Origin of the sequence: Caldimonas taiwanensis NBRC 104434 (assembly GCF_001592165.1) — a bacterium.
Classification (GTDB): Bacteria; Pseudomonadota; Gammaproteobacteria; order Burkholderiales; family Burkholderiaceae_C; genus Caldimonas; species Caldimonas manganoxidans.
This window is the reverse complement of record NZ_BCWK01000024.1, coordinates 1-23482: the sequence shown is the minus strand read 5'-3', so window position 1 is coordinate 23482 and position 23482 is coordinate 1. Positions and strand designations below refer to the sequence as shown.

Annotated in this window: 16 protein-coding genes and 1 tRNA gene; 4 read left to right on the top strand and 13 right to left on the bottom strand. The window is 66.9% G+C overall.

The window, feature by feature from the left end; all coding sequences use genetic code 11:
* The 3 genes from CTA01S_RS14635 to CTA01S_RS14625 form a co-directional block, all read right to left on the bottom strand.
* Positions 1–1245 (bottom strand): efflux RND transporter periplasmic adaptor subunit, encoded by a 1245-nt coding sequence (locus CTA01S_RS14635; protein ID WP_062196658.1) that lies wholly within the window; start codon positions 1243–1245, stop codon positions 1–3.
* Positions 1246–1356: 111 nt separating this feature from the next.
* Entirely contained in the window at positions 1357–1809 is a 453-nt protein-coding gene (gene rnhA / locus CTA01S_RS14630) for a ribonuclease HI (protein WP_062196657.1), read from the bottom strand.
* Between the two features lie 29 nt (positions 1810–1838).
* Complete coding sequence (locus CTA01S_RS14625) at positions 1839–2672, bottom strand: class I SAM-dependent methyltransferase (protein WP_084362469.1); 834 nt, start codon at positions 2670–2672, stop codon at positions 1839–1841.
* Between the two features lie 25 nt (positions 2673–2697).
* On the opposite strand from CTA01S_RS14625, the gene gloB reads away from it, so the two are divergent.
* Positions 2698–3468 (top strand): hydroxyacylglutathione hydrolase, encoded by a 771-nt coding sequence (gene gloB / locus CTA01S_RS14620; RefSeq protein WP_019560276.1) that lies wholly within the window; start codon positions 2698–2700, stop codon positions 3466–3468.
* Positions 3465–5048, top strand: a complete 1584-nt coding sequence (locus CTA01S_RS14615) for a transglycosylase SLT domain-containing protein (protein WP_084362467.1) — start codon at positions 3465–3467, stop codon at positions 5046–5048. Before gloB ends, CTA01S_RS14615 begins: the two co-directional genes overlap by 4 nt.
* Here CTA01S_RS14615 and CTA01S_RS14610 read toward each other — a convergent pair.
* The 10 genes from CTA01S_RS14610 to CTA01S_RS14565 all read right to left on the bottom strand — a co-directional run bounded on the left by CTA01S_RS14610 (position 5029) and on the right by CTA01S_RS14565 (position 21485).
* Positions 5029–6111, bottom strand: a complete 1083-nt coding sequence (locus tag CTA01S_RS14610) for an ABC transporter substrate-binding protein (protein ID WP_084362465.1) — start codon at positions 6109–6111, stop codon at positions 5029–5031. The two genes, CTA01S_RS14615 and CTA01S_RS14610, sit on opposite strands and share 20 nt — an antisense overlap.
* A gap of 90 nt (positions 6112–6201) precedes the next feature.
* Entirely contained in the window at positions 6202–6789 is a 588-nt protein-coding gene (recR, locus tag CTA01S_RS14605; protein ID WP_062196653.1) for a recombination mediator RecR, read from the bottom strand.
* Between the two features lie 18 nt (positions 6790–6807).
* On the bottom strand, positions 6808–7134 hold the full coding sequence (locus CTA01S_RS14600) for a YbaB/EbfC family nucleoid-associated protein (protein ID WP_019560280.1): 327 nt from the start codon (positions 7132–7134) through the stop codon (positions 6808–6810).
* A 64-nt stretch (positions 7135–7198) separates the two neighbouring features.
* Positions 7199–9049: a DNA polymerase III subunit gamma/tau gene (dnaX, locus tag CTA01S_RS14595; protein WP_062196652.1), complete on the bottom strand. Its 1851-nt coding sequence runs from the start codon at positions 9047–9049 to the stop codon at positions 7199–7201.
* Positions 9050–9079: 30 nt separating this feature from the next.
* Positions 9080–10381, bottom strand: coding sequence for an MFS transporter (locus CTA01S_RS14590; protein WP_062196663.1), 1302 nt, complete (start codon positions 10379–10381; stop codon positions 9080–9082).
* Between the two features lie 83 nt (positions 10382–10464).
* Positions 10465–10556: transfer RNA gene (locus CTA01S_RS14585), tRNA-Leu, on the bottom strand.
* Between the two features lie 44 nt (positions 10557–10600).
* Positions 10601–12847 (bottom strand): HDOD domain-containing protein, encoded by a 2247-nt coding sequence (locus CTA01S_RS14580; protein ID WP_157451388.1) that lies wholly within the window; start codon positions 12845–12847, stop codon positions 10601–10603.
* 175 nt (positions 12848–13022) lie between these two features.
* The gene (locus tag CTA01S_RS14575) at positions 13023–15425 is read right to left on the bottom strand and encodes a serine/threonine protein kinase (RefSeq protein WP_062196647.1); all 2403 of its coding nucleotides are present in this window, start codon (positions 15423–15425) and stop codon (positions 13023–13025) included.
* Between the two features lie 85 nt (positions 15426–15510).
* Positions 15511–18831 (bottom strand): UvrD-helicase domain-containing protein, encoded by a 3321-nt coding sequence (locus tag CTA01S_RS14570; protein WP_198150894.1) that lies wholly within the window; start codon positions 18829–18831, stop codon positions 15511–15513.
* A complete protein-coding gene (locus tag CTA01S_RS14565) occupies positions 18828–21485 on the bottom strand; it encodes a PD-(D/E)XK nuclease family protein (protein WP_062196643.1) in 2658 nt (885 codons plus the stop codon). The genes CTA01S_RS14570 and CTA01S_RS14565 overlap by 4 nt, the downstream gene beginning before the upstream one ends.
* Before the next feature lie 143 nt (positions 21486–21628).
* On the opposite strand from CTA01S_RS14565, the gene trxA reads away from it, so the two are divergent.
* Positions 21629–21958 carry a thioredoxin TrxA gene (gene trxA, locus CTA01S_RS14560; protein WP_019560287.1) on the top strand — a complete coding sequence of 110 codons (330 nt, stop codon included), beginning with the start codon at positions 21629–21631 and terminating at the stop codon, positions 21956–21958.
* A gap of 263 nt (positions 21959–22221) precedes the next feature.
* Positions 22222–23482: transcription termination factor Rho (rho, locus tag CTA01S_RS14555; protein ID WP_019560288.1), on the top strand; the 1261-nt coding region annotated here is incomplete at its 3' end.

Below are 23482 nucleotides of genomic sequence, written 5' to 3'. Positions count from 1 at the left end.
CTATGGCTGCGACAACGGGCTGGCCGCCACGGTACGCTGCCCCTGGCGACGCGCCTGGCCAGCCGCGCTGGCTGCCGCCGGTGCCGACGCCGCCTCCGCAGGACGCGCAGCACCACCGATTTCGACCACCCGCAAGGGGGTGCCGTCGGCACCAATACGCTGATGCCCGGCAGTGACGACCGTCGCGCCCGCCGGCACGCCCCGCACGATTTCCACCAGGCCCTCACGGCGCTGTCCCAGCACCACCTCGACGCGACGCGACACCCGAGTACCGGCAGGCATGCCTTCGCCACCGTCGACGACGAGGATCACATACTGCCGTCCGCCCTGCGGCACGATGGCCTCCTCCGGCACCATCACTGCATCGACACGAGTTGCAAGCACCGCCTCGACACGGGCGAACATGCCCGACCGCAGTAGCCCTCGAGGGTTATCGATGCTTGCCCGCACGAGCACCGAACGTCCGTTGACATCGACTTGGGGTTCGAGCGCCTGGACACGGGCTTCGAAGCGCTGCCCGGGCAAGGCATCGACGCGGACCTGGACCGGCTGACCGACGCGCAGCTGCGGCAGATAGCGCTCGGGCAAGCGGAAATCCACGTAGACCGTGCGCAGGTCTTCCAAGCTCACCAAATCGGTTCCCTCTCGCACATAGTCGCCCACGTTGACGAGCCGGATACCGACCGTCCCGTCGAAGGGCGCCACGATGCGTAAACGCTCGATCTGAGCCTGCACCAGCGCCACTTGCGCGCGAGCCACCTGCAGATTGGCAGCCCCCTGATCGACCGCCGCCTGGCTGATGAAGTTTTGCGCCAGCAGCTCGCGGTTGCGGGCATCGTTGGCTCGGGCAATGTCCAGCTGGGCTTGCGCTTGTTGAAGTTGGGCACGAAGCACGCTGTCGTCGAGCTGCACCAGCAGCTGGCCACGACGCACCACCTGACCGTCACGAAAGCCCAGTGCGGCCACCCGCCCTGAAACCTCCGGCCGCAGCATCACGCCTTGACGGGACTTCAACGTGCCCACGGCCTGGGCCAGCTCGGCCACCGGCAGTGACAGCGCTCGCCCCACCTCCACGGCCACAGGACCGGCGGGCCCCGTTGCGCGCGCGGCGGTCGCGGCCTTGTCTGGGGCCCCCACCGCTGAGGGGCCGGACTTGGATCCTGGCCCGATGTGTTGGTACCAGTAGGCCACCACGCTGGCCAGCGCGATGCCGGCCACCGCAACGAGGGTGTGCAACTTCTTCATACGGCGCGATCCTGCGGGCATGCCGACAATGTACGCGCAAGCCACCAAGCCGGTTCACACTTCTTCACAAGTCCTGGCAGCCCAGCGATCGCAGATCGCACACGACGGCTCTCAGCCCACGCTGGCCGCTCCGCGGTTGGCCAGGGCATCGGCGCGCTCATTGCCGGGGTCGCCAGCATGGCCCTTGACCCAACGCCAATGTACGCGGTGCAAGGCGGCCAACGCCTCCAGCCGCTGCCACAACTCGACGTTCTTCACGGGTTTGCGATCGGCCGTCTTCCAGCCACGGGCCTTCCAGGCGGGCAACCACTCGGTGATGCCTTTGCGCACGTACTGGCTGTCGGTGTAGATCGTCACATCGCAGCTGCGCTTGAGGCTGGCCAAGGCCTCGATCACGGCGGTGAGCTCCATGCGGTTGTTGGTGGTGGAGCGTTCGCCGCCGAACAACTCTTTTTCATGGACGCCGCAGACCAGCCAAGCGCCCCAGCCCCCGGGGCCTGGATTGCCTTTGCAAGCCCCGTCGGTGTAGATGACCACCTGGGGTCTTGGAGTCGTGATATTCATGGACATTGATCTTGTGTTGATCCCAAGCGTCAGGGCGCCCCCGAACCAGAACCATTCGCAGGCCGATGCGCCTTGCGACGGGCCACGACGGCCGGTGCGGCCTGGGTGCGCTGACGCTGTTTCCAGGCCGGTCCGATCAGGCGCATGCCTCGCACCCGCTTGACCGCCACCAAAAAGTACACCGCCCCGAGCACGGGCCACCAGCGGTCGCCGGCCGGCTCCATCCAACGGTAGCGATCCAACCACGATTGGGTGCGCAGCAGGGGGCGGTAACAGCCGAAACGCCCGCCCTCGATGTCGAAACTGAGCAGGCGCAACCAGTCGCGCAAGCGCCAGTAGCCGATGAATTCCCCCGTTTCGGGCAGCGGCAAGGCCCCCAGGCCCAAGCGCATGCCCATGCGGGCGCAGCGCTGTTGCAAGCCCCACAGGCTGGCCGGGTTGAAGCCGAGGATGATCACTCTGCCCTCGGGCACCAGCACCCGCTCGACCTCGCGCAAGGTCTGATGCGGATCGCCGGCCAACTCCAGACTGTGCGGCAACACCACCAGATCCAGACTCTGCGTCTCGAACGGCAGGGCGTGGAAGTCGGCCACCACCGCATGCGGGGTCGGCTGCGCAGCCTCGGAGGTGTGGCCGCTGGGCGATGGTGCCGGCCTCAGGGGCGGTTGTGGCGGGTCACCAGCCGGCGGTCGATCGAGCAGCACCCAACGATGCGGCATGCGGTTGTGCCTCAATGCGTCCAGACAGGGCCAGCCCAACTGCACGGCATGGAACCCGAACAGATCGTTGACGGTCCGATCGATTTGCTCGCGTTCCCACGCCAACAGGTACTGACCCGCTGGGGTGAGCAGCCACTCCTCCAAACCTATAATCCTTCGGTCTTGCCTCATGAAACTGCTTGCCTTACCCGCCTTCACCGACAACTACATCTGGATGCTCCACGATGGCCGCGAAGCCTTGGTGGTCGATCCAGGCGAAGCAGCGCCGGTGATCGAGGCCTTACAGACCCATGGCCTGAGGCTCAGCGGCATTCTAGTGACCCATCACCACGGGGACCATGTCGGTGGCATCGATGCCCTGCGCAGTGTGCTGCACGGCCCAGTCTACGGTCCGGCGCGTGAGGCCATCCCGCCCCCTTACACCCCGCTGTGCGATGGACAGCGCGTGCAGTGGAGGGGGCTGGACTTTGAGGTGATCGACGTGCCCGGACACACGGCCGGGCACATCGCTTTCTGGAGCCCAGGTGCGGGCGAAGGCCCCCTGCTCTTTTGTGGTGACACTTTGTTCTCGGCCGGCTGTGGTCGCTTGTTCGAAGGCACACCGGCTCAGATGAGCGCCTCGTTGGCGCGGCTGGCCGCGCTGCCCGGTTCGACGAAAGTGTGCTGCGCCCATGAATACACCTTGAGCAATCTGCGCTTTGCACAGGCGGTCGAGCCCGGCAATGCGGCACTGGCAGAGTATGTGCGGCATTGTGAGGCTTTGCGTGCGCGTGGCCAGCCTACCCTGCCCAGCACGATCGCGCGCGAACGCGCGATCAATCCTTTTTTGCGCTGCCGCGAGCCCGAAGTGGTGGCCGCCGCTCGACGCCGCCAACCCACGGCCGACGATGCCGTGTCCGTGCTGGCTGCCTTGCGCGAATGGAAGAACGACTACCGATGATGTTTGTACGTTTGTCTCATCGATGTGCCACGCTGCTCGCGTTGGCCTGCTTGGGTCTGGCCGGATGCGCGAGCCTGAACGAACCCTCGCCTGCAGCCGCTCCAGCGCTGCCTGCGGCGGCGCCGGCAACGGTGGCCCCCCCGGCACCGATCGCGCCGCTCGAATCCCCAGCGCCGTCCGTGCCGTCGCAGCCGGCCCCCAGCCCCAACGCTGCAGCAGCAGTGATCGTGCCCGATGCTGGCGGCCCCAGCAGTGCGGCCGATGTGGGCGATGTGCCGGACGAAGTGGCTTCGCGTGACCTGTGGCAGCGCATCCGCGAAGGTTTCGCGATGCCCGACCTGGACAACGAACTGGTACGCGACCGCGAGCGCTACTATGCCGCCCGCCCGCAGTACATGCAGCGCATGACCGAGCGGGCCAGCCGCTACCTGTTCCACATCGTCGAGGAAGTGCAACGCCGCGGCCTACCCACCGAGCTGGCGCTGCTGCCATTCATCGAAAGCGCCTTCAACCCGCAAGCGCTGTCCAGTGCCCGCGCCTCGGGCATGTGGCAGTTCATCCCGTCCACCGGCCGCCACTACGACCTCAAGCAAAACATCTTCCGCGACGAGCGGCGCGACGTGTTGGCCTCCACCCGGGCCGCGCTGGACTACCTGACGCGGCTGTATGACATGTTTGGCGACTGGCACCTCGCCCTGGCGGCCTACAACTGGGGTGAGGGCAATGTGCAACGCGCCATCGCACGCAACCGGGCGCAGGGGCGCCCCATCGACTACGAAAGTCTGCGCATGCCCACGGAGACGCGGTACTACGTCCCGAAGCTGCAAGCCATCAAGAACATCGTGGCGCGCCCCGAGGCTTTCGGCCTGACGCTCACCCCGATCGAAAACCACCCCTACTTCCTCACGGTCGAGATCCAGCGTGACATCGACGTGGACCTGGCCATCTCGCTGGCTCGCCTGGACCGCGCCGAGTTCATGGCCTTGAATCCTCAACTGAACAAGCCGGTGATCCTGGCTGCCGGCATGCCGCAGATCCTGCTGCCCTACGACAATGCCAAGCAGTTCGTCCGCAACCTGGCCCAACACAAGGGCCCGCTGGCCAGTTGGACCGCCTGGGTCGTGCCGCAAACGCAATCGCCCGCCGAGATCGCGCGCAAGCTGGGCATGAGTGAAGCGCAATTGCGCGCGGTGAACAAGATTCCCCCGCGCATGGTGGTCAAAGCCGGCTCGACCTTGCTGGTGCCGCGCAATGACCGCAAACACCTCCGTGACGTGGACGAACACATCGCCGACCATGCCACACTGTCCTTGGCCCCGCAGCGCCCGCCTGGCAAGCGCATCGTCGTGCGCGCTGGCAGCAAAGACACCGTGGCCAGCCTGGCGCGGCGCTACCGGGTCTCGGCCGCCGAACTGGCCTCCTGGAACAACGTGAGTCCCACCAGCCGCTTCACCCGCGGACAGCGCGTGGTGGTCTATACCCGAGCCGTTCAAACCACGGCATCGAAAAAACCGTCGACGCGCACGCAGGCCAAGGCGGCCCCGCGCGCCAAGCAAACGGTCAAGTTGGCGCGCCAATGACGCGCCGCGCCTGCAGCACGAAGGCATTGGTGTGGGCCGAGGCCATCCGTGCGGCCACATCCGGCCGCAACCCGACGCCCTCGAGGCCTTGCACCACGCGCCAAGCGTTGTGTGCGGCCTCGTCGTCCAAGATCCCGTCGGGCGAATAGCCCTCGCGCACACGGAAATAGGCGGCCAGGTAGAGCGCGCGGTCTGCCCAAGTGTGCGTGGCTGGCACCGCTGCCAGCAGATCCGCCGGGGCGGCCGTCTGCAGCCAACGCAACGATCGCAGCACGGCCTGCGTGAGTCCCTGCACGATGTGCGCGCGGGCCTTGACATAGCCGCGATGCGCAAACAGGCAGGTCGAGGGCAGCGGGCCGTCGAAGACATCCTCCGTCCCGCGCAAGGTGCGGGCATCGGCCAGCAGACGCAACTCACCGCGCCGTTCGAGCTGCGTCATCAGGGGATCGGCATGGCTGAGCGCCTGGATGCGGCCTTGGTCCCATGCCACCAGATCGGCCGCGCCGGCGGGCAGCTCCAGCCAATGGACCTCGGCCGGGCTGAGGCCGGCCTTGGCCAACAAGGCCTGGGCCAACAAGCGGGCCGCCAGACTCTCGGCCGCAACGCCAATGCACTGGCCACGCAGTTGCACGACATGGTCGAACTGCGGCAACTGGGCCGTGGATACGCCCATGGCCACCATGGGAGAGCGTCCCATCAGCACGAAAGACTGCCACGGTTGGTCTTGCAGGCGCTGGACGATGAGTTGCAGGTAAGAAGCCGCAGCCACGTCGATCCGACCTTGCCGCAATGCGCGGGCCACGGCGGCCGTCGAGCCCCAACCAACCAGGCGCACGTCCAGGCCCTCGTCGGTGAAGTACCCCAGCTGCCTGGCCACCACAAGCGGCAAATGAAACAACGAGTCCTCCCGCGTCAGCCCGAGGAGCACACGCGCCCGCGGCCCCGGCCGCTCGGCCCACAGGGCCGGGCAGGCCAATCCAGCCGCCCCCGCGCTTGCCCGCACGAGCCAGCGCCGGCGGCTGGGCCACGCAGGCCGAGAAGACCAAGCATGCACACGCGCCATGCCTGCACCTTAGGCAAGGCGCGGGGCGTCTCCCATCAGGGCGGCTCCTGTCAGGGTAAGCCCGTGGAATGCCGCCTTGGGAGACGTAGATCAGCGTCGATCGACCAGCGCATGGGCGATGGTGCCCACATCGACATATTCCAGCTCACTGCCTGCGGGCACGCCGCGAGCCAGACGGGTGACCTTGAGTCGCCGGGCCTTCAGCCCTTCAGACAACACATGGGCCGTGGCTTCACCCTCGGCCGTGAAGTTGGTGGCCAGAATGACCTCACGCACCTGGCCGTCGGCCACGCGCTGATACAACTTGGACAGACCGATGTCGCGCGGGCCCACACCATCGAGCGGACTGAGCTTTCCCTGCAACACGAAATACAGCCCGCGGTAGCTGCCCGTGCGCTCGATCGCCGCCTGATCCGCAGGTGTCTCCACCACACACAGCTGGCTGGCGTCTCGTAGCGGATCGCGGCAGGTGTCGCAGAGCTCGTCTTCCGTGAAGGTGTTGCACCGCTGGCAGTGGCGCACCGCCGTCATGGCCGCTTGCAGCGCTTGCGACAGCCGGTAAGCGCCATCGCGGTCATGCTGCAGCAGGTGGTAGGCCATGCGTGCAGCCGACTTCGGCCCCACGCCCGGCAGGCGGCGCAAGGCCTCGATCAATGCATCCAGTGCGCGTGTGGCCATGGCCGGCGGAACGACCGATCAGAAGGGGAACTTCATTCCCGGCGGCAGCGGCATGCCGGCGGTGAGTTTGCTCATCTTTTCCTGGCTCAGCTCCTCGGCCCGGCGCACCGCATCGTTGAAAGCCGCCGCCACCAGGTCTTCCAGCATGTCTTTGTCGTCGCTGAGCAAACTGGGGTCGATGCTGACCCGGCGCACGTCGTGCCGGCAGGTCATCAGCACCTTCACCAAGCCCGCGCCCGACTGTCCTTCCACCTCGGTGTGCGCGAGTTCCTCTTGCGCCTTGCGCAGGTTCTCTTGCATCGCCTGGGCCTGCTTCATCAGGCCTGCGAGTTGTCCTTTGAGCATGAGGAGGGTCCTTTCCTGGAGAAAAACGAGGCAGCGGCGGCCTGGGGCCGGCACCGCCTTAGGGTCACAGCGGTCTGATCGAACCGGGTACGACGCGAGCCGTGGCAAACTCCTGCAGCAACGACATCACGTACGGGTCATTGAGGATTTCGGCCTCGGCCGCCTGTTGGCGCAGGGCTTTGGCCTGGGCCTCCCGACGTGCGGGGGTGTCGTCGGTGGGGCCAACCGACAGCTCCAGCACCACCGGCTGACCCAGCACCTCCGACAGCGCCGCTTGAAGCCGGGCTTGCGATGCCGACGAGGCCAGCGTCTCGCGCTCGACCCGAAGTTGCCAGCGCGCCGGTTGGGCCGCATCATCCACCGCCACGCATTGGGCCTGCAAGGCCAGCTCACGCACCAGTGCCGTCACCAGCCCCCGATCGATCATCTGGGCCACCAGGGCGTACCAACGGTCCGCCACAGCCGTATCGGCGACGGGGCTCGGCGCCGGCGTGGCCGCCGTCGCCCGCACTTCGTGGCTGACGCTCGGCTGTGGCAGCCCTGGACTCGCCGCTTCGGCCGCCCGCGGCGCATCGGCCTCCCACGATGGCAAGGTGTCGGCCTGGGGGGCCGCCGTGACGGGCGCCATGGCGGCGGCAGATGCCTGTTGGGGCCCCTGGGACGCCCCACGCGGCCCGCGCGCCGCTGCGGGGCGCGGCAGCGCCGCATCAGCCGGCTGGGGCACGGCAGAAACGGCACTGGTGCGCGGCGGCACGCTGGCGCGAGCGGCCCCTTGGCGCTGCAGAGGCATCGCCGCCGGGCGGGTAGAGCCCGGCATGGCCGGCCGGAATGCCAACATGCGCAACAAGGCCATCGTCAGGGCGCCGTATTCGTCGGCGGCCAAGCCCAGCTCATGGCGCCCGTGCAGCGCGATGCTGTAGAACAGTTGCGTGTCCTCCGGCGGCAAGGCTGCCGCCAGGGTCTGCAAGGTGGCATGGTCGGGATCGTCGGTGGCGCCCGCCTGGGGCACCACTTGGCGCACGGCCAGCTCTTGCAACACGGCGGCCATCTCCTCCAAGGCCCCGGCCGGCGACAACCCCTGCATGCGCATCTCATCGACAAGGCTCAGCAGCGAAGGCCCATCACCAGCGGCCAAGGCCTCGATGAGGCGGAACACATGGCCGCGGCCGACTGCGCCGAGCATCTGTCGCACACTGGCTTCGGCCAAAGCCCCGGAACCGTAGGCAATGGCCTGGTCGGTCAGCGACAAGGCGTCGCGCATCGAGCCGCGCGCGGCGCGCGCCAAAAGCCGCAGCGCGCCCGGCTCGGCTTGGATGCCTTCGGCAGCGAGCACCTGTTGCAAGTGCTCCAACACCGTTTGCGGGGCCATCGGACGCAGATTGAACTGCAAGCAGCGCGACAGCACCGTGGGCGGCACTTTCTGAGGGTCCGTGGTGGCCAGCACGAACTTCAGGTACTCCGGCGGCTCTTCCAAGGTCTTCAACATCGCGTTGAAGGCATGGTTGCTGAGCATGTGCACTTCGTCGATCATGTAGACCTTGAAGCGCCCCACCACCGGTTTGTAGACGGCTTGATCGAGCAGTTGGGCAATCTCGTCCACGCCCCGGTTGGAGGCCGCATCGAGCTCGACATAGTCGACGAAGCGACCGGCGTCGATGTCCCGGCACGGCGGGCACACCCCGCAGGGCGTGGCCGTGACACCGCCTTGCCCGTCGGGGCCGACGCAATTGAGCGACTTGGCCAAGATCCGCGACACCGTGGTCTTGCCCACCCCCCGCGTGCCGGTAAAAAGATAAGCATGGTGCAGGCGCTGCTGCGTCAGCGCATTGGACAGGGCCTGCACCACATGGCCCTGGCCCACCATCTGCTCGAAGGTGCGCGGGCGGTACTTCCGGGCCAGGACGAGGTAACTCATGGAGTGGATTCTACGGGGCGGGTCGCCGCCTCACCCTTGGATGGCCGCTGCGCGACCGCGCTCGATGTCCACCGGCTTGAGCAACAGCAGCCCTGCCAAGAAGAACAGCCCCGTAGAGACGATGGCCAACCGATGGTTGCCAGCGGTCCACCAGGTCACCAGGCCGTAGGTGATGGGCCCGACGATGGCCGCCAGCCGCACGGCGAATGTCCACAGCCCAAAGAACTCGGCCAAATGCTTCTGCGGCGCAAAGAGACCGGCCAGGGCGCGTCCGGCCGATTGGCTGGACCCCATACACAGCCCGGCGATGACGGCAGCGGCCCAGAACAAGGGAGCCGAAGTGGCCAGGTAGGCCAAGACCACCATCGCGACCCAGCCCACCAGCGTCAAGGCCAACGAGCGCTTGTGACCCAAGCGATCCTGCAGGTACCCAAAACCGAAGGCGCCCAGGGCCGACGCGATGTTGACGAGAAAGACCAGGGCCATGGTTTGTTGCTGCTGGAAGCCCAGCACCTGCTCGGCGTAGACGGCCGCCAATGCGATCACCACGGCAATACCGGCTTGGTAGCTGGCGGTGCAGCCCAGCAGCCAGAGGAAGTCACGATGACCCCGTGCGCGCTGCCAGGTCTGCCACAGTCGATCGATCGAGGCGCGCAGCCCCCTGTCCCGCATGGCTTGCGGCTGCGGCACGGCCCGCTCCTTCAACAAGGCAAAGGTGACCAGCGAAGCCACGCCGTAGACCGTCGCCGTAATGACCATCGTGACCGGCACGAAATGGGTGGCGGGCAGTCCCTGGGCCTGGGCCCACAACACATAGGCCAAGCTCAAGCCCAAAGACAGCATGCCGCCAAAGTAGCCAAAGCTCCAGCCCCAGCCCGACACGCGGCCCAGCGCAGGTGGGCGGGCCAGCTCGGGCAGAAAGGACGCAATCAGCGATTCACCATAGGCATAAAAGCTGTTGGACAAAATGATGGCTACCACGGCCAGGGCCACGTCACCACGCCCCACCAGGGCCAGCGCCAAGGTCGTCAGCACGCAGCCGGCCGTGGTGAAGGCCAGCAAGCGCTTTTTGGCCGCCCGCCAATCGGCATAAGCACCGAGGGTCGGCGCGGTGAACATCACCAACAGGCACGAGGCCGACAGCGAGGCCGTCCAGGCCAAGGTGGCCCATTGGGCACCTTCAGCGACCACGCCAACGAAGTACGCGTTGAACACGGCCGTCAAGACGACGGTGGTATAGCCCGAGTTGGCGAAGTCGTACATCGCCCACCCGAACACCTCGCGCTTACGCACGCCTTCGTTGAGGGCTTGCTGAGGAAACACGGCCGCCATGAGATCTCCTTGTGCACGCTGGCGGGCATGATGCCAGAGTCGGCTTTGCATGCCTGGGGCATGCACGGCGTGGGCCGCTCCCGTGGTGCCCCGGGCCGGACTCGAACCGGCACGCCTCCTCTCGGACGGCGGCGGATTTTAAGTCCGCTGCGTCTACCACTTTCGCCACCGGGGCCTTGGGGGGTGAAGTGTACGGGAGGAGCCGCCGTTGAGCCTTGCTCAAGCCTTCGTGCGCTGCGCAACCACATACAGCTTGCGCAGTTCGTCGCGCAGGCTGCGCATCAAAGACAAGTCGCGGTCCGACAACCGCAAGCCATTGGGCTGCGCATGGTCGGCATACAAGGCGGCGGCCGTCTGTTGGCCATCGCTGATGGGCAGCAGCATGAAGGCCGGAGCCGCCACATGGGTGCGAAACCAGGCCGGCAGCTTGGCGGCCAAACCCGGCACGGTGGCATCGCGAATGAGCGAATCGGCCCCCTTGGCACACAGGGCACTGAAGGCATCGGCCGCATCGTCACGCGGGAATCGAAACTGAGCCCCCCAGGCGGTATCGAACTGCCCCCACACCTTGCGCGCTTGGAACCAACCGCTGGTGGGCTCGAGCTCGATCAGTGCCACGCAGCGGCAGCCAAAGTGTCGCCACACCGCCTGCCCCACGATGTCCACACAGGCCTCCCGCCCTTCCCCGCGCCGCAGCGCAGATCGCAGCTGGGCGAGGGCGGCCGACAAGGGATGAACCGGTGAAACGTCCGCCGTCGTCAGGCTTGCTTTGACGGGGGGCTCCAGACCCGAGCGCAGCGTGGCAGTTCCACTGGCGGGGTCGCGTCGCATCGCCGCAGCAGGAGGAGCCGCCGTGCCCGCCGCCTCCCAAATGTCCTGGGCCTGAACGCCCAGTGCCGCGGCGTACTGGTCGAGCCAGCGCAACGTCTGATCCGACACCTCGCGGGCGGCATCGCGCTTGCGCGTGCCTGCCACGACATTGCCTACGCCACCGAGCAGGCGAAACCAATCGCTGCGTCGTTGCGGCATGCGCACGGGGCTGCCGGGCTGCGGCACACGCATCACTCGGAGCAATTCCTCCGGCAACCCCCAGGTGCGCCCGACGGCCACGCCGAGGTCCTCGTAACTCAAGCCCAGCACGGCCTGAGCGGCCTGTTCTTCGCTTTGCCCTTGGCTGCGCGCCAGCTGACGCACTTGCGCGGCCTCGTCGGGCAGATGGTGCTGCACGAGCACCCGACCCAGGTTTTGCATCAGCGCGGCGATGTAGCTCTCTTCTTCCGCGGTCTGCGTGGGGCACAAGCGCGCGGCGACCCGCCCGGCCACGCGGCAGCGCGCATATTCGTCGGCCAGCGCCTCGCGCTGGGCGCTGTCGCGCAGATCCTCCAGCTGCGGCAAGGTACCTGCCATGTCACGCAAGGCCTGCACCCCCAGCAGCGCAATGCAACGCGACACCGTCGTGATGCTGCCACCGCCCACCGAGCTGAAATAGGCAGCATTGGTCATGCGCAACAACTTGTGCACCAGGGCCACGTCATCGAGCACGGCACGCGCGATTTCGTCGAGATTGACGGCTTCGGCACCCGCCAGCCGCCGCACACGGCGCACCGACTCGGCCTGCACCGGCAGATCACCGCGCTGGGCCAGGCTGGCCAGCAGGCGCTGCAAAGTGCGCTGGGCCAGGGTATCGCCGCTGCCGTCGAGCAAGGCGGGGGTGAGCCAGTCCTGCAAGGCTTGACGCAGCGCTTGCGCACTCTGTGGTCGTTGCCGTGGATCGCGTGCCAGCGCGGCGTGCACGATGGAGCGCAAACCTGCTTCGCCAGGCTGGTCCAACACACCCGCCGGCACGCTCAGGTCTTCCGTTTGCAGCCGCTGTAGCGCACGACGCGGCTGTGCATCGGCCACGGCCGGCCGCCCCACCAGCAGCGCATACAACAGCAAGCCCACCCCGTGCACGTCGCTGCGCGCATCAGCGCGCATCCCTGCGGCCACCTCCGGCGCCAGATACAACCCGCGCGCGGTGTTCAGCCGCAAAGGATCGATGCTTCGCCCCGCCGGCTCGAACGCGCCGAGCAAGGCGCGGCCCGTGATGTCCAGCCATACGGCATCGGGCCGCACGCGGCCATGCACCATCCCGGCCTCGTGCACATGCACCAGGGCATCGAGCACGCCGATGGCCACCAGCACGGCCTGACGCACCGGCATGGTCTCGTGATCGGCCAGCCATTGCGACAGCACCATGCCGGCAAACGGCGCGCACACCAACACCGCCCGATCGGCTTCGATGCGAGCTTCGACGGCCTGCACGATGTTGGGGTGGCTCAGCGCGCATTGCGCCCGCGTGACCTCGCGCCACGTCGCCGGGGTCAGGCCAGGCAGCGGTAGCTGCTGCCAAACCTGAAGCAACCAGTCCCGCTCGGTCGTCACGTCGCGCGCTTGCCACCAGGCGCTGTCGACGTCGCTGGTCATCAGGCGAACCAACTGATAGCGCCCGAGCGATGCGTTGGGGGTCTCGGTATCGACGGTGCTCACATCAAGTCTGGGCAATGAAGGCGCGCGACATGCCCCGATTTGACCATGATCGTCCCCCCATCGGACCGCAGAACTGGCGGGGGTTTGACCGGTATCTCCGGCAGCAAGGTGCTCAGTGAGCGACTTGCTTGAAAGCCATCACGGCCTGGTTGCGCAAGGTCCGCAGCAAAGACAGCTCGCGCTCATCGATCGAGATCGAGCCGCTGCGGGCCTTGTCTGCGTAAATCAGCCCCAGCGGCGCCTGGCGCAACATCAGTGGCAAGAGCAAGAACGTTGGCGCATCGACCTGGCGGCGATACCACTCGGGCAGGCGCTCGGCCAGATTGGGCACGCGGGCATCGGAAATCAGAGTATCGACCCCCTTTTTGCACACCAGCGCAAACAAATCGGTGGCCGTGGACGAGAGGTCGATGCGAAACCGTGCGGCCAGCTGCTCGGCATCACGCCCCAGGCCGTAGCGGCCGATCATCATGCCGCTGCGGGCATCACGCAGGCACAGAAGCACATGGCCAAAGCCCAGCGAGCGGTACATCGTCTCCAGGATCATGTGCAGCACCTCGTTGAGCTTGCAGTTCTCGACGAGGGCGTTGCTGACGTCCTGGATGCCAGCGGCCAAGCCCTGCGCCGCAAGATCGTGTGCCGGCTCGGCCACATCCTGGAGTTCTCCAGCTTGCGTTTGCACCACGGTGTCGAGGTCGTGCTCGCCGAGTCCGTCGCTTCGCTGCAAGCCCTGCGCAGGCCCCCGAGTGTCGAGCAAGCGCTGGCTGCGGCTGCCCGCAGCGACCTGGATATCCAGCGCCGGCACCATCTCCGCCATGCGCTCGCGCGAGCGTTGCACGGCCTCTAGCACATCGCGCTCGGCCAGTTCCAAGGCCGCCCCGTACCGAGCGGCCACAGCCTTGAGCGCTTCGACGTGGCGCGCACGTTCCACGTACAGCACGGCATCGGCCAGCTCATTGGCCGCACAGGCCAGCAAGCGCAGCCTTTCGGTGGGCACACTGGGCTTTTTCACCGGCGCATCGGCGGCCAATTTGCGCATGCTGGCTTGCAGCGTTTGCGGCAAGCCCCAGTGACGGGCCACGCCGAGCCCCAGCTCTTCGAAGCTCAGCCCCAGCACTTGCACGGCCGCTGCCGACTCGTCCAGTCCCGAGCCCCGGCCGGCGTGCACCAGGCGGCGGATCTGCTCGACTTCTTCCGGGAAGTAGAACTGAGCCAAGGTACGCCCGAGGTTGTGGAACATGGCCGCAATGAAGGCCTCTTCGGCCTCCCGGCCGCTGAGGGCCAGCTCACGGGCCACGTTGCCGGCCATGAGCGACCGCAGATACTCCTCCTTCAGTGAGGCTGCGTGGGCCTTGTCCTGCATGTGCTCCAGCATCACGAGCGACAGCGCCAAGTTGCGGATGCCTGCAAATCCCACGAGTGCCACCGCCCGTGTGACCGTGCTGATGCTGCCGCCACCGGCGCTACGGTAGTGTGCCGAGTTGACCAGGCGCAACAGCTTGTTCGTCAAAGCGACATCCTTGAGGATCTCGTTGGACAAGCCATGCAAGCTTTCGTGCTCCGAGGCCGCCAGGCGCTGGATGCGCGCCACCGCGTCGGTCAGCGCCGGAAAGTCGCTCTTGTGGCGCATGCGACGCATCAAGAATTCCAGTGTGGCATGCCCAGCGACTTGGCCACCGGTGTCTTTCGGCGTGAGCCAAGCCTGCAAAGCAGCCGCCAGCTCGCCAGCACTGGCGTAACGCACGCTCGTCTCACGCGCCGTGGCCCTGTGAACGATGGCCCGCAAAGCGTCGTCCACCGGATGGGGCAGCTGCGCCGGCAGGGCCACGTCCTCGTGCGTGAGACGGTGCAAGGCCCGATACGGATCGGACTCACGCACGGCCGGCACGCCCACCAGCATCTCATAGAGCACCAAGCCGGCGGCGAACACGTCGGTCTGCACCGTGGCCGGCAAGCCCTGCGCCAACTCCGGGGCCATGTAGCCCGGCGTGCCGACCAAGGCGTCCTGCACGGAGCCTTGGCCTTGATTCACCGCAATGCCGAAATCCATCACACGGGCCCGGCCATCACGGTCGACCAAGATGTTGGACGGCTTCAGGTCGCGATGGATCACGCCGGCCCGATGGGCATGCTCCAGTCCCTCCAACACCCCGAGCATCAGGCGCACCGCCTCGGCTGCCGGCATGGCGCCATGCTCTCGCAGGCGCTGCGACAAGGTCGGGCCTTCGACCAGCTCGAACACCAGATAGGGGTGGCGATCGTGCACATCGGCCTCGAACAGCGGCACGATGTGAGGATGCGTCAGGCGAGCCACCGCCCGCGCTTCATGCAGCCACTGAGTCAAGATCTGACCGTCACTGGCCTGCGCGCGGTGCAACTTGAGGGCGACTTCCCGATCCAACCGCGGGTCGAACGCTTTCCAGACCGCACTCTGCCCCCCCTGCCCGAGCAGTTGGCGCAGTTCATACCTCCCCAAGCGACGAACGGGTGGATGGGCGGTGGTCGGGGTTGGCATGCTGGCACGCGAGGTGGAGGATCACACCCCATTGGACACCGCCTTGGCCTGCCGCAAACGGGAAACTAACCCGAGCAAAGCGGGCTTATTTCCCGGCAGGCTCGACTTCCACCAACCGTCCGTCTCCGGTGATGAATGCCGCACGCACCGGCCGAGAGGGGTCGCCCGCCTGCACGGCACGCCGATACCGTTCCAGCTGCATCCGCAAGGCCGGGTCGTCCTCGGGGCGGAACTCGGTCTTGTAGTCCAGCACCCACCATCGCTGCCCATCGGGCTCCCGGCGCAACACCAGGCGATCGATACGACCCGGACGGCCATCGACCACCACCGGCACCTCATTGCCGGCCCACAGCAGCGTCTCGCCCCCCAACAACGCAACAATGCGTGCATCGGCCAGCATGCGCCGCACCACCTCCGCGGCGGCCCTCGCGGTCCCCTCGTCGGCACCGAGCGCTTCGGCCGCACACTGCACCAGCGCGTCCACGCGGCTCGGTACCAAGCCAGACGGTGCGGCCAACCACTCCAGACAACGGTGCACCACTTCCCCCAGTCGCGCGCCCTCGGTCGATCGCAGTGCAGAGGCGGACTCGATGGCCGGCTGGGCTTGGCGATGCAAACTCGGCAAACGCCAGACGCCCACCTCGGCGGCCACGCTTTCCTGCGACGACTCGCCGCGCCCCGCAGCCGGCTCCCACGGCACACACACGGCGGCCAACCGCGACCACCAGCTCTTTCCGTCTTGCCCCAGATGAGGGGCACTGGCGCTGATCACGAGCTGCTGGCGTGCACGTGTCATCGCCACGTACAAGCTGTTCATCTCCTCGCGGGCGCGCGCGGCGCGCTCCAAAGCCATCGCCTCCACCAGGCTGGGCGCAGGCTGCCGCTCGTCGGCCACGAACGCAAAGCAACGCGGCTGCGGCGCCTCGGCCGGCCAGTCCACCAAGACGGTGCCGCTGTCGTGGCGATCGGCACTGCTACGACGCTCCGGGTCGGTATCGATCAAGAAGACCACACGGGCCTCCAAGCCCTTGGCCCCGTGAATGGTGAGCAGCTGGACCGCCTCGGGGGCGCCGTCCAAGGACAATTTGGGCGAATGTTTGCGCAGGGCTTGCACGAACTGATGGGGCGTGGCGTAGCGACCACCGTCGAGCTCCAGCGCACAGGACAACAAGGCCTCCAAGTGTGCGATCACCGATAGGCGCAACTCTGGCGGCACCCGTTGCGCATACCGGGCCAACACGTCACCCTCGGCGTAAATGCGGTCCAGCAAATCGTGCGGCGGCAAATGGCGGGCAGCCTCGGCCCAGCCCGGCAAAAGCGCGCGAGCTCGTTGCAGCGCCGGCCCTGGCAGGTCGTCCTGCGTGCTGGAGGCCATCAGCGCCTCCCACCAGCCCCCCATCTGGCGCGCGCGTCCGGCCAGCCAGACGAGCTCCTCGTCATCGGCGTCGAAAAGCGGAGACCGCAACGCCTGGGCCAGCGACAACGCATGACCGGGCGAGACCAGGGCATCCAGCAAAGCCACGAGATCGCGCACCTCCAGCGCATCCATCAAGGCGTGTTCCTCGGGGCTGGCGCAGGCGATATGCCGCTCGCGCAAGGCTCGGGCGACCCAGCCCAACGGTGCGCGCCGGCGCGCCAGCACATGGATCTCTCCTGGGGGCACCCCCTCGACCCGCACCAGGTGCTCGATGGCTTGCGCCACGGCGCGGGCTTCCTGTGCCCGCCAAGGTTCCTGCTCCTCGTGGCGCGGCTGCGTCAAGCTGTCACGCCATGCCGACTCGTTCGGCTCGATCCGCGCTTGCCGTTCGGGTCGCTCGATGCGCGGCAGCGCACACACCCGCCCGGCCCAACCCTTGTCTCGGTGCTCGGTCGTATGGGGCCGAAAACCCTCGAAAGCTCCTTCGGCTTGCGCCTCTTCGAACACCACTTTCAGGGCATCGATCACCGCTTGCGCATTGCGTCGGGTGTGGTCGCACGCCAAGACCGAGCCGCCCAGACCCTGCACCACCAGGGTTTTGGCCGCCTCGAAGACCCGGGGTTCGGCCCGACGGAAGCGGTAGATGCTTTGCTTGGGATCGCCCACGATGAACACCGCCGGCGGCCGCCGCCCGCTTTGGCCGCCGCCCGCACCGGCATAAGACGACAGCCACTGAGACAATGCTTGCCACTGCAGCGGGTTGGTGTCCTGGAACTCATCGATCAGAACCTGACTCACTCGGGCATCCAAGCGCTCTTGCATCCAGGCCGCCATCGCGCCATCGCCCAGCAGCCTGAGGGCACATCGCTCCAGGTCGGCCATATCGGCCAGGCCCCGTTGCCGCTTCACCGCCCCGTAAGCCTGCAGCAGCACCCTGCCCAAGCGCACCAGACGCTGGTGCTCCCGGTGGGCGATCTCCTGAGCCATCCCCTGTTGGATCTCGTTCAGCCAAGCCACGGCATCGTCCAGCCCTGGCGCCTGGAGGTGCTTGCGCAGCGAGCCCGACTGGGTGAACAACGCCGTGCGCACCGCATGAAATGCCGCCTGGTCATCGGACAAGGACAACGCCTGCTCCAGCGCCTGGGCGGCCTTGCGCGGCGTGGCGTTTTTCTGCGCGCCCAAAGCACGGGCCACGGCCTGTAGCACATCCCGCACGGCCGCATGCCGCATGCGTTGAGCCGGGTGCTCCAGCCCTGCAAATTCGGCCCGCCACTGCGCGGCCGCCGGCACGCTGGCGGCCAACGTGCCGGCACCGTCGGCCAGCTCGAACTCCACACGCCGCTCGATCAAACCCAGCAACCACTGGCGCACCCGCGTCTGAGAATGGTCTCGCATCAAGGCCGCCAAGTCGTCACGCAAGCCCGGATCCGCGTGCACACGGCGCAACCATTCCCGCCAGGTCGGCCCCTGCAATTCGGCAGTGTCCTCGAGCAAGCGGGCCTGCGGCACCAAGCCGAGCTCGTCGATCACGTGCAGGGGCGCGGCCCGCAGCAGCTGGGCAAACCAGGCATGGAAGGTGCGGACCTCCACCTGCTCGCCCGACTCCAACAAGCGCTCGTACAACCCTCCCAGGGTCGCCGCTTGCCGGTGTGCCTCAGGCTCGCTCAGGCCTCGCTCCACCAGCGCCTCGACCCGAGCGTCCTCGCCCGCCAGCGCAAGCTCAGCCAGCCACTCCATCAGCCGGGCACGCATTTCCGCAGCCGCCTTCTTCGTGAAGGTGATGGCCAAAATCTCGCGCGCGGGCACCCCGTCGAGCAAGGCCCGCAGAATGCGCGACACCAACATCCAAGTTTTGCCCGCGCCGGCGCAAGCCTCCACGACCACGCTGCGCCTGGGGTCGCAGGCCTGCGCATAGAACGCCTCGCGGCTGACCCGTTGCCCGTCGATGTAATAAGACGGTACATCGGCATGCCCCACGTCCCCCCTCATGCCAACGCCTCCTCGCCCATCGAGCCATCCCAATGCGCCTTGCGGCACAAGCCGGCCGCTGCGCAATGCTCGCATGCCGGCCCCTGCCCCAAGGGCGGCAGCGGCGCCCCCGCTGCCAAACGGGTGAAGTCCTCGGCCAGTCCTGCGCGCAGCGCCGCCGCACTGTCGGTCACTCGTGGATGCTCGATCCACTTCACCGGCGTCTCCAGTGCCAAATAGCCAGCCTCCAACCCCTCCAATTCCTCCACCGCCCCGACGAGGCCTTCCCACAAGGCCGCATAGAAGGCCAGCTGCGTATCCTCCAGCGGCCGACGCACACGGGCTCGCAAGCTATCGGCCGAAGACGTCTTGTAGTCGATCAACCGGGCCCGGGCCCCACCGTGCTGCTGCATCAGCCGGTCCACCCGATCCAGCCGACCTTTCAAATCGGCCGGCCCTGCATCAGACATCGAAACAGCCCACTCGCCGCGCTCGAAGCGCCACCCCTGAGCCTCTTGAGCATGCAGCCAGTCCACATAAGCCGGGGCCAAACGCTCGAAATACAACCACTCGGCCAAAAAGGCCGCATCGTCCAGGCCCAGTGCCTGCTGTTGCTGTCGCCCCATCGCCAGCAGTCGATCGACATCGGCCTGCCAATCGTTGCTCGGTGATGCGCGCGACACATGGAATGCATGCAGCACCCCGTGCAGCCACTGGCCCAGGTCGCGCCGGTCCGGCGCATCATCGAGCACCTCGACCTCCTGCAGGCCCAGCATGTGCAGCGCAAAAAAACGATAGGGACAGGCTCGCAAGGCCTCATAGGCCGACGCGCTGACCTTCGATGGCAACAAAGCCGGCGCCGAAGGCCGCGTCGGCCGCACGACACGCACGGGCAAGACCTGGCGCACCAACCCATCGGTGGCCGCCGCCCAGTCGCGCCCGGCGCGGCGCAGCGCCAGGCGCAGGGGCTCCAGCAGCGGCGACACCTGCAGCGGCTCGCCCTGATGCGTGCGCCGCCATGACAGGCTCAAGCGCGGGTGGGTGAGCACATGGCGCAGCGCCAGCCGCTCGCGCTGCCAGAGCGCTTGCCCCGTGGGCAGCCCCAAATCACGGCGCTCGGCCTCACTCAAGCAGCCACCGACACTGGCTGCAGCCCCCAGGTGCGTGTGATCGCAGCCAGGCAAGACCACCGCCGCAAAGGGCCGCAGCATGCATCGCGACAGCGGCGCAATCACCACCTCGGCGGGCTCCTGAGGCGCCGGTCGAAACGACACCGCCTCCAGCACTTCGTCCACCCAGGCCCGATACTCCACGCGGTCGCACACCAATTGCGCGGCCTGCCTGCCGTAGGCACCGGCCCCTGCCTCCCCCTCGTGCAAATGCAAGGCCTGCAACAACTGGGCGCCTGCAGGATCGCGCTGCAGGCGCTGCCAGGCTCCGCAACGCTGCAGCCCTTGCACGAGAGCCTGCTGCCATCGAGCGAGATGCGTCTGCGTCAGACGCGCCAGCGGTTCGCGCACCTCGCTCCCAAACTGCCATAGCGACCGCGCCGCTTCCGGCAGAGCCTGCAGCCGCACCTGCGCCACCGAGGCCGCTTGCTGTCGGCGCAGCGCCTCCTCCAACGCCACGAGCCCCGCCTCGTGCCCTTGAAGGTCCACGAACCCGCTCTTGAGCCAGTCCAGCAGTTCATCCGTGGACGCCCCGGCCTCGCACAGCCGCAGCAGCCCCATCACGCATGCGCCCGCCCGGGTCGTGGACAGCTTCCAGCCCGTCTCATCATGAATGCGGACCTTCTCCCGCTCCAACAAGGCCCGAATGCGGCGCACCAGCCCGCGGTCCTGGGCCACCAAGGCCACTGGCACCTCGCCGTCGGCCACATGACGCAAAACCCGGGCTGCCGCCACCTGGGCCTCCTCCTCGGCGTCCCGACACGCCACCAAGGACGGCACCTGCCGCATGTCGGTGATCGCGGTCCCTTCGGGTGGATTCACCTCCAGCCACAGCGCCGGACCAGGAAATTGCGCCACGACCGATGCCATGAGCGCATCGACCTCGCCGGCCTGCACGACCGCCCAAGCCGCAGGCCGCACCCGGAACAACGCATCGGTGGGCAGCGTGTCGCGCTGGCGTGCCCAGGCCCAGGCCACCCGAGCCAAGGCCCCCTCCACCTCACCGGCGGCCACCTGAGCCGCCAGCCGGCTTTCGAGCCGCTCCTGCACACGAGCCCACCAAGCCTCCCGCAGATCGGGAGGCTGACAAGCCGCCCCCTCCATCAGCTGATGGGTCGTCTCCACGAGCAGACGCACCCAGTGCCGGAACATCACCGCATCGTTCTGCGCGGTCCATCGGGCCCAGGACTGGCTGGCCAGCAAAGGCGCCGCGGCCAAGCGGTCGACCAGCGCATTGCCGGTTGGCAACGCCTCTGGGATGTCCTGCGGCGGCCCCAACGCGGCCGCCAGCGTCTGCGTGGTTTCGAACCGGGGCATCCATCCGGCACCGACCTGACTGGCCCAAGCTTCGCGGGCCAAGGGCAGATGTTGCGCAAAAGGCACGATCACCCACAGGTCACGCGCCGCCACGCCGTGCCGTTGGAGGAAGCGACGCAGCGCCGAGATGACGTCCGCCCAGGCCTCCGGTGCGCTGGGCAGCTGGCATCGTTCGAGCGAAGTCGGCATCGAAGAAGACATGCATCACGAGGATTCGATCCACGCGGCCCACTGCCGCGCGGACTCCCTGACGGCTCAAGGGCCAGCAGGCTTTGTGTCAAAATCATTGTGCCTTGTCGGGCTGGAGGCCTGACGCACACGAGGATTGAACAATGAGCAGCGAGCTGATCAAACACGTCTCGGATGCGTCTTTCGACGCCGACGTGCTGCAGGCCGACAAGCCTGTGTTGGTGGACTACTGGGCGGAGTGGTGCGGTCCTTGCAAGATGATCGCTCCCATCCTGGACGAAGTGGCCAGAGACTACAACGGCCGTCTGCAAGTCGCCAAGATGAACGTCGACGAAAACCGGGAAGTGCCCGCCAAATTCGGCATTCGCGGCATCCCCACCTTGATGCTCTTCAAGGGAGGCCAGCTCGCCGGCACCAAAGTTGGCGCACTGACCAAGGCCCAGTTGACGGCCTTCGTCGACGGGCATCTATAATCAGCGCGAAAGTTGGCTGACGCCGGAGCCACAAGCCCGGCGCAGCTCGACGGGCAATAGGTCGCTGAACTCGCCGCTGCGCCCCATTCATTGCCGGCGCTCAGTTTCGGCTCACCACCCTTCCCAAATGCAGCATCCGCGGACATCGCGGACGCAAACCGGCGCAGGTTGACGGCGCTGCGTGCCTCATGGGCAGCGCAGCCGCCTCGCTGATGCCTCAGGTTTCTCCAGTTTCGTCTTCACACCGACCAGGGTTTGCACCCATGCACCTTTCAGAACTCAAAGTCCTGCACGTCTCGGAGCTCATCAAAATGGCCGAGTCGCTGGAGATCGAAAACACCAGCCGTATGCGCAAGCAAGAGCTGATGTTTGCGATCATGAAAAAGCGCGCCAAACAAGGCGAGCAGGTGTTCGGCGATGGCGTGCTGGAAGTGCTGCCCGACGGTTTCGGCTTCCTGCGCTCGCCCGAGACCAGCTTCCTGGCCAGCACCGACGACATCTACCTCTCGCCCAGCCAGATCCGCCGCTTCAACCTGCACACCGGCGACATGATCGAGGGCGAAGTTCGCACTCCCAAGGACGGTGAACGCTATTTCGCCTTGGTCAAGGTCGACCGTGTCAACGGCCTCACCCCCGAGGAGAACAAGCACAAAATCATGTTCGAGAACTTGACCCCGCTCTTCCCCAAAGAGCAGTTCAAGCTCGAACGCGACATCCGTTCGGACGAAAACATCACCAGTCGCATCATCGACCTCATCGCCCCCATCGGTAAAGGCCAACGCGCCCTGCTGGTGGCCCCGCCCAAGAGCGGCAAGACCGTGATGATGCAGCACCTGGCCCACGCGATCACGGCCAACTACCCCGACGTCTACCTCATCGTGCTGCTCGTCGACGAGCGCCCCGAGGAAGTGACCGAGATGCAGCGCACCGTGCGCGGTGAAGTGATCAGCTCCACCTTCGACGAGCCTGCCGCTCGTCACGTGCAAGTGGCTGAAATGGTCATCGAGCGGGCCAAACGCCTGGTCGAGCTGAAGAAAGACGTGGTCATCCTGCTGGACTCCATCACCCGCCTGGCGCGTGCCTACAACAACGTGCTGCCCTCCTCGGGCAAGGTGCTCACCGGCGGTGTGGATGCCAACGCCCTGCAGCGGCCCAAGCGCTTCTTTGGCGCGGCCCGCAACATCGAAGAAGGCGGCTCGCTCACCATCATCGGGACGGCCCTGATCGACACTGGCAGCCGCATGGACGAAGTGATCTACGAGGAATTCAAAGGCACCGGCAACTGCGAGATCCACCTGGACCGCCGCATGGCCGAAAAGCGGGTGTATCCCTCGATCCTGCTCAACAAGTCAGGCACCCGCCGCGAGGAACTGCTGCTCAAGCCCGAGATCCTGCAAAAGACCTGGATCCTGCGCAAGCTGCTGTACCCGATGGACGAGATCGAAGCGATGGAATTCATCCTCGACAAAATGAAGTCCACCAAGAACAACCACGACTTCTTCGACCTCATGCGTCGAGGTGGGT

Coding starts and splice junctions, on each gene's coding strand:
- CTA01S_RS14635 (WP_062196658.1), bottom strand. CDS start 1,245: ATGAAGAAGTTGCACACCCTCGTTGCGGTGGCCGGCATCGCGCTGGCC.
- rnhA (WP_062196657.1), bottom strand. CDS start 1,809: ATGAATATCACGACTCCAAGACCCCAGGTGGTCATCTACACCGACGGG.
- gloB (WP_019560276.1), top strand. CDS start 2,698: ATGAAACTGCTTGCCTTACCCGCCTTCACCGACAACTACATCTGGATG.
- CTA01S_RS14615 (WP_084362467.1), top strand. CDS start 3,465: ATGATGTTTGTACGTTTGTCTCATCGATGTGCCACGCTGCTCGCGTTG.
- CTA01S_RS14610 (WP_084362465.1), bottom strand. CDS start 6,111: ATGGCGCGTGTGCATGCTTGGTCTTCTCGGCCTGCGTGGCCCAGCCGC.
- recR (WP_062196653.1), bottom strand. CDS start 6,789: ATGGCCACACGCGCACTGGATGCATTGATCGAGGCCTTGCGCCGCCTG.
- CTA01S_RS14600 (WP_019560280.1), bottom strand. CDS start 7,134: ATGCTCAAAGGACAACTCGCAGGCCTGATGAAGCAGGCCCAGGCGATG.
- dnaX (WP_062196652.1), bottom strand. CDS start 9,049: ATGAGTTACCTCGTCCTGGCCCGGAAGTACCGCCCGCGCACCTTCGAG.
- CTA01S_RS14590 (WP_062196663.1), bottom strand. CDS start 10,381: ATGGCGGCCGTGTTTCCTCAGCAAGCCCTCAACGAAGGCGTGCGTAAG.
- CTA01S_RS14580 (WP_157451388.1), bottom strand. CDS start 12,847: ATGACCAGCGACGTCGACAGCGCCTGGTGGCAAGCGCGCGACGTGACG.
- CTA01S_RS14575 (WP_062196647.1), bottom strand. CDS start 15,425: ATGCCAACCCCGACCACCGCCCATCCACCCGTTCGTCGCTTGGGGAGG.
- CTA01S_RS14570 (WP_198150894.1), bottom strand. CDS start 18,831: ATGAGGGGGGACGTGGGGCATGCCGATGTACCGTCTTATTACATCGAC.
- CTA01S_RS14565 (WP_062196643.1), bottom strand. CDS start 21,485: ATGCCGACTTCGCTCGAACGATGCCAGCTGCCCAGCGCACCGGAGGCC.
- trxA (WP_019560287.1), top strand. CDS start 21,629: ATGAGCAGCGAGCTGATCAAACACGTCTCGGATGCGTCTTTCGACGCC.